Source organism: Bradyrhizobium sp. WBAH42 (assembly GCF_024585265.1).
Classification (GTDB): Bacteria; Pseudomonadota; Alphaproteobacteria; order Rhizobiales; family Xanthobacteraceae; genus Bradyrhizobium.
Map to the genome: position 1 here is coordinate 1,387,144 of NZ_CP036533.1, position 13,169 is coordinate 1,400,312.

Sequence of the window (13,169 nt, forward strand, 5' to 3'; positions counted from 1 at the left end):
TTTCGATCAGGCGGCAAGGAGCAGGATCTCGCGCAAATCGGCGGGACCTGAAATTTTGCGCGGGTTGCGCGGGATCCAGTTCGTCCGCATCGCAGCTTCTGCGATCGCATCGAAATGCTCCGGCGCGATGCGTACGTCGCTGAGGCTGCGCGGCATGCCGAGCGAACGGATGAAGGCATCGAGCACGTCGGCGGCGTCACGGCCGGGATAGCCCATGGCGGCCGCGACGATCATCTGCCGCTCGGCATTGTCGCGCGCATTCCAGCGCATCACTGCCGGCAGCATGACGCAGGAGGTGTAGCCGTGCGGCACGTCGAAGGCCCCGCCCAGCACGTAGCCGATGCCGTGGCTCGCGCCCATGGGCACCCCGGCGGCGAGCGCGCCCATCGACAGCCAGGTGCCGATCTGCGCGTCCATCCGCGCATCGAGATCGGATGGGTCGGCCTTCACCCGGGGCAGCGCGTCGGCGAGCATGGCGAGGCCCTTCACCGCTTGCGCATCGGCATAAGGATGCGTCTCGCGCGAGCAGATCGCCTCGACGCAATGGTCGACGGCGCGGATGCCGGTCGACAGGAACAGCCATTCCGGCGTGTGCACGGTGATGGCAGGATCGAGGATGGTCGCGCGCGGCACCGTGAGCGGATGCCGCAGCATCTGCTTCACCTGCGCGGCGCGGTCGGTGACACCCGCGATCGATGAGAACTCGCCGCCGGCGATCGTGGTCGGCACGCTGACCTGCCGCACGATTGGCGCCTTCATCTCGGGCGCGACGCCCTTGCGCACGCGGATGCGGTCGATGCCGCCGATATCGTCGATGCCGTTGGCAAGGCAAAGCTGCACCGCCTTGGCCCCGTCGGTGATGGAACCGCCGCCGACGGTGACGATCAGATCGGCCTCCGCCTCGCGAGCCGCTTGAGTAGCCGCAATCACCGCCTCGCGCGGCGTATGCGCCGGCATGGCGTCGAACAGGCCGGCGCAGCGCCGGCCAAGCGCGTGCTTGATCTTCTCGATCTCGTCGGTCTGCCGGTTCAGCGTCCCCGACACCATCAGGAAGGCGCGGCTTGTTCCCAGCCGGTCCATCTGCGCGACGACGGCTTCAGCCGCAGGATGGCCGAACACGACCTCCTCGATCGCGCCGAAAACGACACGTCCCTGGTGCACGCCTGTCCTCCCCGGACAAATCGTTCTTGTTGTTGGGAGGCAATCTAGCGGACCCCGCCACGTCAGTCATGCGCGAAGACGCTGGCCGGTTTGCAGCGCGGGGGCAGGGCCGTGGCGGGGCCGGCGCGCACGCCTCGTCCTTCGAGACGGCGCTACGCGCCTCCTCAGGATGAGGCTCATCAGCGCCGGTGCCCTTCGAAACGGCCGCCGCACACTCCGCCCTCATCCTGAGGAGCCCGCGAAAGCGGGCGTCTCGAAGGATGGCCGCAAGAGAAAGTCTCTCAAATGCGATTCCTGCCACAAAGGCAGGGACAGCCCGCCGCTATTCCCTCAAAACACCACGCCCACGCGCGTGCCGCGCTTCCAGGCGATGCGGCAGCGCTTTCTGGTGTTGACGTGCAGCAGCTCGAAGCGATCGGGAATTTTCACCTGGCCGCCGAGATCGACGCAGGCCCCGCCGGGCGAATAGTCGATCAGCGTGCACGGGATCACCGGCGCGCGCGGGTCGGTGATGATCTTGGCCTGGCGCGACACCAGGCCTGCGGGCTTCACACGGACAAACTTGCGCGGATGCATTGGCACGTCTCCTCCAATTCCGCAGGTCTCGCGGCGGGTGATCTGTCCCAATCATGGAAAAGAGATGATGCGATCCCCCTAAGCCGCGCCCGAGAATTTTAACGAAAAGTGTCGGCGAATGGCAAAAGCAGCGGTAGCGGGGTGCCACCCTCCCCTGGAGGGGGAGGGTCGATCGCGCGCAGCGCGAGCGGGGTGGGGTGATCTCTCAACACGGGCAGTGCATCCGCTGAGAGACTGTCACCCCACCCCGTCACGCAATCTCGCTTCGCTCGATCGCGTGCCGACCCTCCCCCTCCAGGGGAGGGTAAGAGCCCCCTCCACCTCCGCTCCCGCCGCCAGATCCACCCCCGGCGGCACCGGCATCGGCACCGTCACGTAGTCCTTCGGCAAGTTCACCGGCCGGTAGTCCGGCTCCACCGCCATGCGCTTGAGCACGCTCTCATGCACATGCGCGCCTTCGGGGATCAGGCGCGGCTCGCCATCGGGGATGTAAAAGCCGAACCAGACTTTCCGCGCCGGCCATTCCCTATACTTCGCGCTCTTCGGCAAGAACTCCAGCACGCGCCAGACCGCCGTCATGGAATCGTGCAGCATGCCGGTTGTCCCGGTATAGGCGGGCTCGACGTATTTGAACGGCGAGTTCTTGCGCTGGATGCCCCAGGCGAGCTGGTTCACCGTGCGCGGGTTGAACTTCAGCCCGGCCTTCTCGGCCTCGTCGATCATCCAGAGCAACGGATATTTGGATTCGCCGCTCTCGGCTTCCGGATAGCCGCCGCCGACGTCGCAATGCACGCCGGCGAACCACACCTGCAGAATGTCCTGCGGCACCTTCTTCTCGTCAGGCACGTAGCGGTTGCTCCAGAACTCCTGCGGCTCCGCGTACGGCTTCAGGCGGAACATGCGCCGCCGCTCGTCGATCGCGATCGCCTGCCGGAAGATTTTTACGCTCGGATCGCGCAGCGTGAAGGCGAGCTCCTCCAGGCTCGGCAGGTAGAAGCGGTCGGCGCGCGGGACGATCACGCTCGCCACCGTGTCCCAGACGCCGACGAAATGGATGGTCGGCCAGCGCGTCGAGGTGATGCGCGCGAACTGCGCGGCGAGGTCGAATTCGTCCTTCGGCAGCGGCCCGCTCTCGTCGAACACGATGCCCTTGAGGTCCTCGACGTCGTTGCCGCGCCCGCTCCCGGAATATTGCTTGTAGGCGATGAGGCCCGAGCCGGCGAGGTTCGCCTGCTCCGGCGAGATCAGCCCGACCTTGTGGATCAGCCCCGCCAGCACGCGCACCGTGTAGGCCCCGCGCGAGAAGCCGAACAGGTAGATCCTGTCGCCGGGCGCGTAATGCTGGATCAGGAAGCAATAGGACGACAGCACGTTGTCATCGAGCCCGTAGCCGGTGGCGAGCCCCAGCACCAGCTTGATGTTGGCCTTCCAGCGCCCCCAGGTCGACGGCTCCGTCATGGTGCCGACGCCGGGATCGTAAAACACCATCTGCCGCGGCGACGTCTTGTCCGTCTTGCGCAGGCAGCGATAGAGCTTCAGGACGTTGGAGATGTTCTCCGAGATCTCGTTGCCGGTGCCGTCACAGCAGATGACGAGGTTCTTGCCGGCGGGCTTGTGGTCGGAAATGGCTGCGGTCTCCATGGGATGCGCCTCCGGGGAATGCTACCGGGGCGAGTATAGCGGAAAATGAGCGGCAGCGAGGAGAGGAAGGGCTGTCCGGGAAATATGTCGCGGACAGCAAGGCTTTGGCATCGATCAGCCGACCGCCGGGCGACGCCGCCGGCATGCAGCCCCATGGCCGCATCGCCTGTTGACATTAACCTGTTGTTAACCATGCGGTCGCCTAATGCTGACGATGGGGGATCACCATGTCGGCCCATGTGACGCGACGGAAATTGATGCCTGTTTCGGCCGATCCGGCCATCCGGTCGGCGGCGAGGCTGGCGGTTCGCGCCAAGGCCGTCCTACAGGGCAGAACGCCTGTCCTATGGAGCAAAGCCATGTTCGCAAGGGACGACTTAGTGGACAATCTCAGCCGCGATCTCGATCGCGCGCGCGGCAGACGCGATGCGCTCGCATCCGAAGCCACGGCCCTGACGGCCCAGATCGCCGAAATCGAAACCCGCCTTTCGGAGGAGAAGAAAAGGCGGGAGCGTGAGCGCGTCCTGAGCGAGATCGAACTGATCAAGACGCGAATCAAGCAAGCGGCCGGCGCGTTTGCACCTGTCGTCGACGGTCTCTCCAGGGCGGTCGAGCAGGCTGCGGCAGTTGTGCCCGAGGCGCGCGAGCTCAATAGTTTCCTGGTGTCGGTGGCGACCGAGATCGACAGCGTGCTCGATCCCCTGTTGCGTGAACTGGATCAGCGCGCGGATGCGGTGCGATCCGGCCACGCAGCGCTGGACTTGCCGAGTTCGGCCGTTGAAGCGCCGCCCGTCGAACTGCCGAAGGACACCAACGAACGCCTGCTTCGCTTTCCGGCCTGGCTGTCTCGCGACAAGGAAACGGACAAGAAGGAAACAGCGGAGAAGCCGCACAGCACGGCAGCGTGAAGCCTCGGCGCGCTGTGCGCCTTTGGAGCGTTGTTGTTTTGCTCCGTCATTCCGGGGCGCGCCCCTTGGCGCGAACCCGGAATCCATTGCTCAACGGTCACCGCGGCTAAATGGATCCCGGGCTCTCGCTTCGCGAGCCCCGGGATGACGACCTGTTATTTGGCTCGCTGGTCGCCCGACACGCGGCCTGGCTCCCCCCCGCTCAGTTCGCCGCGCGGCGCAGGAAAGCCGGAATATCGAGAGCGGCCTCGTCGGGCAGATTGCGCGCAGGGGCGCGGCCGTAAGGATCAAGCGGCTGAAGCGCCGCGTGCGGCGCATGGTCCAGACCCGGCCGTGCCGGCGGTCCCACCGGGTGGTGTGGCTGCGGGCGCAGTGGCGGGCTTCCCGCTTGCGGAAGGGGGGCGCTGCGCTCGATGCGATCGGCGATGCGGCGGCCGTCGCTGCGCAGCCTGCCGGCGAGTTGGGTGAGGGCGGTTTCCACCGGCTGCGCCTGCGCGGGATCGAGATTATCTATACCGGTCGCCACCACCGAGACGCGGACGATGCCCTCTAAGCTCTCGTCGAAGGACGCACCGACGATGATGTTGGCGTCCGGGTCGGCCTCGTCGCGAATCCGGGTCGCCGCTTCGTCGACCTCGTACAGCATCAGATCCTTGCCGCCGGTGATGGAGATGATGAGGCCGCTGGCGCGCTTGATCGAGGGGTTCTCGATCAGCGGATTGGAGATCGCGGCGACGGCGGCGGCAAGCACGCGCTTCTCGCCGGAGGCCTCGCCGCGTCCCATCATGGCCTTGCCCTTCTCCTTCATGACGGAGAGCACGTCGGCAAAATCGAGATTGATCAGGCCTTCCTTGACGATGAGGTCGCTGATGCAGGCCACGCCCGAATACAGCACCTGGTCGGCGAGCGCGAAGGCATCGGCGAACGTGGTCTTCTCGCTGGCCACCCGGAACAGGTTCTGGTTCGGGATGATCAGGAGGGTGTCGACCGTCTTCAGCAGCTCCTCGATGCCGGCTTCGGCAAAGCGCATGCGGCGCTGGCCCTCGAAGTAGAACGGCTTCGTGACCACGCCGATGGTGAGAATGCCGAGCTCGCGCGCGATCCTGGCGACGACGGGTGCAGCCCCGGTGCCGGTGCCGCCGCCCATGCCGGCCGTAACGAACACCATGTGCGCGCCGGTCAATTGCTCGCGGATCGTGTCGATCGCCTCTTCGGCTGCGGCGCGTCCCAGTTCCGGCTGCGAGCCGGCGCCGAGACCTGCGGTCACCCTTGTGCCGAGCTGGATGAGGCGCGTCGCCTTTGACATCGCCAGCGCCTGCGCGTCGGTGTTGGCGACCACGAACTCGACGCCTTGCAGCCCGGCCGTGATCATGTTGTTGACGGCATTGCCGCCGGCGCCGCCGACGCCGAACACGACGATGCGGGCCTTCATTTCATGGATATCGGTGTTGCCAGTCATTCTTCCCTCGCGATTGCTCCGGCAAGCCGGGGGTTAAAGAAAGTCTCGCGTGCTAGCTGCGGGCCGCGCGGTCTGCTTGCACGATGAAGGCGGCCAGATGTCCCAATCGACGCGCCGCGTGTCCCGCGATCGAGCCGCCAGGGCGGCGATCGCTCCGCAGCGCCGCCACTTCGTCTTCCAGTCGTGCCGCCCATGCATTGGCGGCCGTCGTTTCGGCGGCCGCCTGCGTCAGCTCGACGGCGAGGCGATCGGCACGCTCGCGCTCGCGCTCGAACACGGCCCTGTAGGCGGTTGCGACCGATTCGAGCCGCGCGATCTCCGCCTTGAAGACTTCGGTCTTGACCGCCTCGATCCTGGCCAGGGAGGCCCCGATGGGATCTGCCCGTCGGGCGCGTCGCGGGCGGGGCGTGTAGCGGAGCTCGGCGAGATCGACGCTCACCACCGCCTTGCCGTCGTCCGACCGCGAGCGCGGCAACCGGCGACGCCGCGCCAGTGCCCGCGCGGCCTCGCGCGAGACATTGAGGCGGGCACCGAGATCGGCATACGTCAACAACTCAACGCACATCGGCGCTTCTCCTGGAGCGAACCGGGAAGGCATTTCGGGCTAATGATGGCTGGACGATTGCAGCAGGCTAGGATGCGTTGGTTAATGGACGGTTAACGGGCGTGCGGTGTTAACGCTTTGGCTCATTCGCGTTTTTCCGCTGCAGTCCGGCTGTTGTGGGCAGCGCCGGGGCATGGCCGGCAAAAGGCTTATGTACCTGGACTCATTCGTCGGTTAGTCTCCCTAGAACCCTTGCGCATTGTGGTGCGGTTTATGGCTGAAGACGACCGGATCACCTTAATCATCGAGGGCTTGCCCGAGGATAACGGGCAGGTTCGCCTTGGCGCGTTCATGAATCAGCTTCAAAAGCTGAATGCCACTATCACGAAGCTGGATCGTGAAGCCAACGAAGGAAGGCAAGCTACCGTCTATAAGATCGCTGAGCTTTCCTACCAAAGCCCTGTGCGAGTTGTTCTGGAGCCTCAGGCGCTTCCTAAACTACCATATGTTGGTCACGCTATCATTGAGAGCTTGGGTCGCGTGACGCATGCGCTAGAAATTGGTGATGATCTTTCTGGGCTGGACGCGGATTTGCTTGAGGATATTCGCGGCCTTGCCAAACCCGTAGGAAAGACGGTGGCCAATGTCACGCTGCTTTTCAACGCTCATCGATTTGATTTGACGCCAAAGATTGCTTCCAAAGTCGATACCGCGCTGGCTGTTGATGAGGAATGCATTGGTACGATCGAAGGGATGTTGGAGCAGATAAATCTGCACGATGGCGCGAACGTCTTCTACGTTTATCCTGAAATCGGACCACGCAAGGTCACCTGCCATTTCGCGCCCGCTCTGTACGACGACGCTGTCTCTGCGGTGGGGCGAAAGGTTGAGGTGTATGGCACGCTGCGCTACCGGAGTGGCGCGACGTTCCCGCACCAGGTGCAGGTAACGCAGATTGAGGCGTTCCCGCCAGATTCCGAATTGCCTGACTGGGATGACGTTCGCGGTATGGCGCCAGATGCTACCGGTGAGTTGAGCAGCGAAGCCTTCATTCGGGAGCTTCGCGATGGCTGGTACTGAGCCGGTCTACTACTGGGATTCGTGCCTTTTTCTGGCTTGGATAAAGGACGAAGAGCGTTCGATTGGCGAAATGGACGGCGTTCGCGAAGTCATCGAACGCGTCAAACGCCGCGAGGCAAAGATTATCACGTCGGTTCTCACGACTACCGAAGTGCTTGAGAGTCGGCTCCCGGCTGGCATGAAGAGCCTTATAGATGGACTTATGAAGCGTGTTATTCGTGTTGGCATGGACATTAAAATTGCGAAAATGGCGCACGATCTGCGCGATTACTACATGCAACGCTCGACAGAGGCTGGAGGCAAGACGCTTGGGGTTCCTGATGCCATCCACTTAGCCACAGGGATACTCAACCGGGTGACTGAGTTTCATACTTTCGATGGCGGTGGCACGGGCAAATCGCTTGGGTTGCTGCCGCTATCTGGCAATGTTGGCGGCCACAGGCTCACAGTATGCAAACCACACGCAAGAAGCCCGCAGCTAGACCTGCGAAAACCGAAGCCCGACAGGACGACCCAGAGCAATCCAAGCGGTTCCTAGGGGCCGCCAAAGAGGCTGGGGCGGATGGGGGTGCCAAGGGCGTGGAGCGCGCCATTAAGCCACGTAAGCCCAAGTGAGCGGTTGGAAGGAAGAACTCCAGAAACAGGGCGGCTGCGGGCTGCTCATGATGGCGTGGGGCGTCTTCGCGGTTGGCTATATGATTTATTGGTTTGCTACAGGCGGCAATCCGGAGGTCAAAGCCTTCCGGGATGAGTGCCATAGGCGGGAGTTGCGAGGCTATACGCCGGGCTACGCGCCTGACTACGCCATCGAGGCTGCAGTAGCAAAGTGCGAACGCGAATTACGGATCAGCCGTGGCCTGAAACCTTAACTTGGCGAGGCATGTAGTTGAATTCGCTGCTAGGCACGTCAAGTGAAACATCGCCATTGATATTCCGTAACGTTCGACAGAGAAGCCTTGGGGATTTCCCTTGAGCTCGAGCCATAGGGGGCTTCGTAAGTTCATAGAGTCAAGTAGGGTAGGTGCTTTTAGCCGCACAGCGATGTTGCTTTTCGGAATTGTCGAGCAGCACTAGTGAAAGAGCGAGAACGTTTCGTGAGGCAAAGTCTCGCTCGGACGACTTCCGCTATCGTCAGAATTCCGTGTCTCGTCAAGGGCAGTGCGGACCACGAAGAACGGGTCAGGCTACTTGACCATACATTTCCCGATTCAACGACGTCAACGTGACGTTGTGCTCGACTAATTTCAGTGTCGAGCCTACCCTCTTCAGACAGAAAATCAAAAATGGAGGGCGATAATGAGAGGGCCGGCACTCCCATTTCTTGTGAGTCTACTCGCAACGCAACTTCCCTTCCAGCTAGCTCGCGCCGAGCCTGACTCAAAACAGATTGAGCAAGCTCTAAGTGGACTGTTCTCTCATGATCGTGACCAGATATTAGATGACAACCTGCGCGAGGCATTCAAGCGGGGCTATCGTCGAGGACGTCAGGATGAAGCACAGGCCAGAAACGAGCAGCCACCGTCCAAGAAGCCCAAGGCAAAATAGTCACTCCTAGTTGCGGCGGATTGGACTGAAGCTTCGCACTTTTTCTCTCATGGAGGGAATTGTGAGTGCCACTCTCTTCCATCGGCAAACAGTAAGAACTTCCGAGCAATCGCTCTGGATTGGGGCACTCGTGACTGTGCTTCTCGTTGGTACAGTCTGCAGGACGAAGGCGTGCGACCAGTCGTATGTCCTTCGAACTAACGGCGACGCAATACAGTCATTTTACTATTCCCGGGATTCATGGATCAGCGCCGACCTTCTCGCGGGCCATCCACCGGTGTCAAGCAGTGCCCCGCGGGCGATTACACTGACCGGTCTGGGACCATATCGATTCCGTGCGGTTCTCAGTGTGAGTCAGGAGGTGATTCTGGACGTCAGCGATCTATGCGCAAATACTCGAATTACCATTTTTTCGGATTCTCGTGGCAACCATCGGATGGTTGTCAAATGACGGCCGGGCGAAGACTTCTGTTATTCTTAGACGGCACTTGGAATGAAGATGCCGCTCACGACCGGGACACGAACGTTGTTAGATTGCGAGATACAATCTCAAACGGAGTTACGTCTGGCTTCCGCGTCCCGCGTTCCATTGACGAATTTGACAAATGGGATAGGGAGGCCGTCGAATTTGGCGCATGCCCTTACCGTGGGTGCATTTACTTTACATTCTATGAAAGAGGTGTCGGCACGGGCCCTGGCTTGGACCGCCTTTCAGGCGGCGCTCTGGGATGGGGCGTAGAACGAAACGTACGCCGAGCTTACAGATTTCTCAGTCGGCATTACATCCCCGGTAGCGAGATTTTTATTTTCGGCTTTTCGAGAGGGGCCCATGCTGCCCGCTCACTCGTTGGATTTCTAGGCTCCGCGGGGCTTCTGCGGGCGGAGAACTGCACTATCGAATTGGAGAAGCAGGCGTGGGACTACTACCGCACTTCACCAAATGATCGAATGCCAGGAATAAGGACGGAGTTAGGGAGGTATGTATACCCAGCACTGCGTGTCGCATGCCTAGGGGTTTTTGATTCAGTCGCCACCTTAGGCGTTCCGATAAATTCGTTCTGGCGTTTAAATCGACAGCGACATGAATTTCATGACGTTCTTCTGTCCCCCCTTGTGAAATTGAATTTGCACGCACTGGCGATTGATGAAACCCGTGTCCAATTTCGAGCGAGTGTCTGGAGGCAGAGCAAGTTTAGGGTAAGCAACTCAGTAACCGAGCAAACTTGGTTTCCGGGGACGCACTCTGATATTGGCGGCGGTTATTTTAGCGATCAAGAACGTGACAGTGGGCCACGACGCTTAGATGATGTGCCACTGGATTGGATGCTGAAGCGCATTCTCTATCACTACCCGGACTTCCCCATTCGCGAACCCGGATTTGTGCCACTGCCGGGCGCGGCTGTAGAGCCAAGTATTCTGCATAACTCGCGAACGGGACATTACAGAGTTTTCCCGCCAGTTATCCGTACGATAGGGAATCGACGGCCGCCCTTGCTTGTTCGCGAGCGACCCGTCAGCTACGAGCGTGATGAAGCAGTAGTCGGCGAATCTATTCACATTTCCGCTTTAGAGCGGCTCGCGACAAGGCCCGCTTGCGAAAGTAAAATGTATCTTCCGAGAAACTTGATCGTACATCTTCCTAATCTGTGGCAGAGGTATTGTATTGCACCTGGGCGCGCTTGGGACTCGGATGCGGTTAGTATTACGATCTGGGACGGGCATCCGGTCCTCCCTGGAATTGGCAAGGAGAATAGCAAGGATGCGGCGGCCCTAAACCAGGTGCAGAAGGCTCTCGTAGATGCCATCTCCCGCTTGAAGGAATTAGGTTACGACGTTCTTTCTGAGAATGAAAAGTGGAATCCTGCGGCCGTAGTCTTGACGTTAGCATCCGGAAAAAAGGCGCCCAAATCATTCTTGGGCAGGTGCTTGAGCACGGTTCTCTGCCAAAGGATCGAGCCGCGAACGCCGCTCATGAAAGCTATCAAAAACCTGCCCCGGTCCGTCCGAAACTTTCTCGCGTTGAGGTATCGGCGCTCAAAATGAACCTTTGCACATTCACCGCAGAGAACGACCAGAATCGTAATATTGGGCGATCCTGCTTGAATATATGATCTGTCAACTTTTGCCCGAGCCATCGAAGCCGCAGGGCAAACCTCACCAACGATGCCTACGTTGGGCGGGAGCTTGCGCAGCAGAATTCGTTTTCAAGTTGCGTTTAGGCGCTTCGCTTCTGAAATAACTCTTCATGGACGAGCGCCAAGATTCTCTAAATCCGTCTCTGGTCGCATGCGCCGCCAAAAACAAAAACGGCCGGATCTTTCCGATCCGGCCGCTACTCGAACTCTTACTCGGCTAAGCGTACGCCACACGACGCAACCTAGCCCCCGCCCGATTCCAAAATTCTCAGCTCGCCTGCTTCGCCGGCGCTGCGTCGCCGACCTTCTTCTGGATGGCGCGCTTCAGCTCGACGGCGCGCGGGGAGAGCGCATCGGCGTTGGCCTTGAGCAGGTAGGCATCGAGGCCGCCATTGTGGTCGACGCTCTTGATCGCGTTGGTGGAGACGCGCAGGCGCACGTTGCGGCCCAGGGCTTCCGAGATGAACGTCACGTTGACGAGGTTCGGCAGGAAGCGGCGCTTGGTCTTGATGTTGGAGTGGCTGACCTTGTGGCCGACGAGGGGGCCCTTGGCCGTCAGTTCGCAGCGGCGAGACATGGCATAAATCCTTTAGTTCGAACCCCCAACGAGTGCGGCCGCCATTCAGGCGCCACGGGGGCAAATTCTTTCGTCCTTGCAGGGAGCGGGCGGACGTATAGGGGGGAAGGGGCCCTGCGTCAAGGTTTTGGGTGGCGATCTCGTGCCCCACAACAGGTGTCATCGCCCGGCTTGACCGGGCGATCCAGTACCCCGCGGCGGCGCGGCTGACCAGAGGCGCTGCGGCGTACTGGATGCCCCGCCTTCGCGGGGCATGACAGCGGCCCCCGTTACCGCCCGATCACCAAAACGGCAATGATTGTCGCGCCTTACCATCACATAAAGGGCGTATTCGCCGTCGAAGAGTCCGGTGGAGTTCCCGGGGCTGCATGCCCCGACACATTGTTTGCCGCCGTTTTTGGCTTAAGTAACAGCGCATCGCGCCCCGATTGGATTGTTTCGTGCCGATAACGCTTCATTTTGCGCAGAATCTGCGCTCAGCCCGATCGCGTCTGGCCGGCCGGCTGATGGCGCTTTGCGGCCTGGTGCTGGTCGTGGCGGCGGGCGCGGCGCCGGCGGCGGCGCAGGGCAAGCTCGAGGCGCAATATGAGGCGACGCTGGCGGGCATTCCCGTCGGCAAGGGCGCCTGGAACATCGATATCCAGGACGACGTGTTTTCGGCGGCGGCCGCCGGCGGCACCTCGGGGCTCTTGAAGTCGTTCACGGGCGGGTCCGGCACCGGCGCCAGCCAGGGGCGCGTCGTGGGTGGCGCGCTGGTTGCGACCGGCTACCAGGCCTCCACCACCACCCAGAAGAAGACCGAAGAGATCCGCATCACGCTCGACAAGGGCAATGTGAAGGATTTTGCCATTTTGCCGGAGCCGCCGGTCGATCCTGATCGTATCGTCGTCACCGAGGCGCATCGCCGCGGCGTGTGGGACCCGATGACCGCTTCGCTGCTGCGCGTGCCCGGCACCGGCGATCCCGTTGCGCCCGAGGCCTGCCACAACGCCGCGCCCGTGTTCGACGGCCGCATGCGCTACGAGCTCAAGCTCGATTTCAAGCGCATGGAGACCGTGAAGGCGGAGAAGGGCTATCGTGGCCCGGTCGTGGTCTGCGCGATCTATTTCGTGCCCATCGCCGGCTACATCCCCGACCGCCCCGTGATCAAATACCTCGCCGCCCAGCGCAACATGGAGATCGCGTTCGCCCCGATCGCCGGCACGCGTATCCTGGTCCCGTTCTGGCTGAAAGTGCCGACGCCCCTGGGACCGGCCATGCTGGAAGCAACGAGCTTCATCACCGCCCCGCAGCCGCCAAGGGTGGCGAAGACGCAGTAGGCTCTTAACCCTCCCCTGGAGGGGGAGGGTCGATCGCGCGTAAGCGCGAGCGGGGTGGGGTGATCTCTCAACACGGGGACTGCCCGAGTGGAGAGATCACCCCACCCCGTCTCACATTCCGCTGCGCTCCATGTGAGCCGACCCTCCCCCTCCAGGGGAGGGTTAAGAGTGCCCTAGCAATATCAATCACTTACCTACTGTGCATGGGGTTGTTTTCGCACTTT

General features: G+C 61.6%; 12 protein-coding genes. 6 read left to right on the top strand and 6 right to left on the bottom strand.

Translation table 11 applies throughout. The features are described 5' to 3' along the window. Nucleotides 1-6: 6 nt before the first annotated feature. The 3 genes from DCG74_RS06460 to DCG74_RS06470 all read right to left on the bottom strand — a co-directional run bounded on the left by DCG74_RS06460 (nt 7) and on the right by DCG74_RS06470 (nt 3,378). Nucleotides 7-1,161, bottom strand: coding sequence for an iron-containing alcohol dehydrogenase (locus DCG74_RS06460; RefSeq protein ID WP_172789684.1), 1,155 nt, complete (start codon nt 1,159-1,161; stop codon nt 7-9). A 330-nt stretch (nt 1,162-1,491) separates the two neighbouring features. Then, entirely contained in the window at nt 1,492-1,737 is a 246-nt protein-coding gene (locus DCG74_RS06465; RefSeq protein ID WP_172789685.1) for a PilZ domain-containing protein, read from the bottom strand. A 237-nt stretch (nt 1,738-1,974) separates the two neighbouring features. After that, on the bottom strand, nt 1,975-3,378 hold the full coding sequence (locus DCG74_RS06470; RefSeq protein WP_257187551.1) for a DUF2235 domain-containing protein: 1,404 nt from the start codon (nt 3,376-3,378) through the stop codon (nt 1,975-1,977). 227 nt (nt 3,379-3,605) lie between these two features. Between DCG74_RS06470 and DCG74_RS06475 the strand changes: the two genes are divergently transcribed. Continuing rightward, on the top strand, nt 3,606-4,286 hold the full coding sequence (locus tag DCG74_RS06475; protein WP_172786214.1) for a hypothetical protein: 681 nt from the start codon (nt 3,606-3,608) through the stop codon (nt 4,284-4,286). 202 nt (nt 4,287-4,488) lie between these two features. Here the strand turns inward: DCG74_RS06475 and ftsZ are convergent, their stop codons facing one another. Then, nucleotides 4,489-5,745: a cell division protein FtsZ gene (gene ftsZ, locus DCG74_RS06480; RefSeq protein WP_172786213.1), complete on the bottom strand. Its 1,257-nt coding sequence runs from the start codon at nt 5,743-5,745 to the stop codon at nt 4,489-4,491. A gap of 52 nt (nt 5,746-5,797) precedes the next feature. Continuing rightward, a complete protein-coding gene (locus tag DCG74_RS06485; protein WP_172786212.1) occupies nt 5,798-6,310 on the bottom strand; it encodes a hypothetical protein in 513 nt (170 codons plus the stop codon). Between the two features lie 252 nt (nt 6,311-6,562). On the opposite strand from DCG74_RS06485, the gene DCG74_RS06490 reads away from it, so the two are divergent. From DCG74_RS06490 to DCG74_RS38975, 4 genes are all read left to right on the top strand, one after another. After that, nucleotides 6,563-7,369, top strand: a complete 807-nt coding sequence (locus DCG74_RS06490; protein ID WP_172786211.1) for a hypothetical protein — start codon at nt 6,563-6,565, stop codon at nt 7,367-7,369. After that, nucleotides 7,356-7,907: a PIN domain-containing protein gene (locus DCG74_RS06495; RefSeq protein ID WP_172786210.1), complete on the top strand. Its 552-nt coding sequence runs from the start codon at nt 7,356-7,358 to the stop codon at nt 7,905-7,907. Before DCG74_RS06490 ends, DCG74_RS06495 begins: the two co-directional genes overlap by 14 nt. A gap of 73 nt (nt 7,908-7,980) precedes the next feature. Next, complete coding sequence (locus DCG74_RS06500; protein WP_172786209.1) at nt 7,981-8,238, top strand: hypothetical protein; 258 nt, start codon at nt 7,981-7,983, stop codon at nt 8,236-8,238. A 1,123-nt stretch (nt 8,239-9,361) separates the two neighbouring features. Beyond that, nucleotides 9,362-10,957: a DUF2235 domain-containing protein gene (locus DCG74_RS38975; RefSeq protein WP_172786208.1), complete on the top strand. Its 1,596-nt coding sequence runs from the start codon at nt 9,362-9,364 to the stop codon at nt 10,955-10,957. A gap of 360 nt (nt 10,958-11,317) precedes the next feature. Here the strand turns inward: DCG74_RS38975 and rpmB are convergent, their stop codons facing one another. Further along, a complete protein-coding gene (gene rpmB / locus DCG74_RS06505) occupies nt 11,318-11,626 on the bottom strand; it encodes a 50S ribosomal protein L28 (protein WP_172786207.1) in 309 nt (102 codons plus the stop codon). A gap of 506 nt (nt 11,627-12,132) precedes the next feature. Between rpmB and DCG74_RS06510 the strand changes: the two genes are divergently transcribed. Next, complete coding sequence (locus DCG74_RS06510) at nt 12,133-12,945, top strand: DUF3108 domain-containing protein (RefSeq protein WP_172786237.1); 813 nt, start codon at nt 12,133-12,135, stop codon at nt 12,943-12,945. The last annotated feature ends 224 nt before the right edge of the window (nt 12,946-13,169 follow it).

Bases quoted from the DNA above. Each gene is read 5' to 3' on its own strand.
- DCG74_RS06465 (WP_172789685.1), bottom strand. From the start codon at position 1,737: ATGCATCCGCGCAAGTTTGTCCGTGTGAAGCCCGCAGGCCTGGTGTCG.
- DCG74_RS06470 (WP_257187551.1), bottom strand. From the start codon at position 3,378: ATGGAGACCGCAGCCATTTCCGACCACAAGCCCGCCGGCAAGAACCTC.
- DCG74_RS06475 (WP_172786214.1), top strand. From the start codon at position 3,606: ATGTCGGCCCATGTGACGCGACGGAAATTGATGCCTGTTTCGGCCGAT.
- ftsZ (WP_172786213.1), bottom strand. From the start codon at position 5,745: ATGACTGGCAACACCGATATCCATGAAATGAAGGCCCGCATCGTCGTG.
- DCG74_RS06485 (WP_172786212.1), bottom strand. From the start codon at position 6,310: ATGTGCGTTGAGTTGTTGACGTATGCCGATCTCGGTGCCCGCCTCAAT.
- DCG74_RS06490 (WP_172786211.1), top strand. From the start codon at position 6,563: ATGGCTGAAGACGACCGGATCACCTTAATCATCGAGGGCTTGCCCGAG.
- DCG74_RS06495 (WP_172786210.1), top strand. From the start codon at position 7,356: ATGGCTGGTACTGAGCCGGTCTACTACTGGGATTCGTGCCTTTTTCTG.
- DCG74_RS38975 (WP_172786208.1), top strand. From the start codon at position 9,362: ATGACGGCCGGGCGAAGACTTCTGTTATTCTTAGACGGCACTTGGAAT.
- rpmB (WP_172786207.1), bottom strand. From the start codon at position 11,626: ATGTCTCGCCGCTGCGAACTGACGGCCAAGGGCCCCCTCGTCGGCCAC.
- DCG74_RS06510 (WP_172786237.1), top strand. From the start codon at position 12,133: ATGGCGCTTTGCGGCCTGGTGCTGGTCGTGGCGGCGGGCGCGGCGCCG.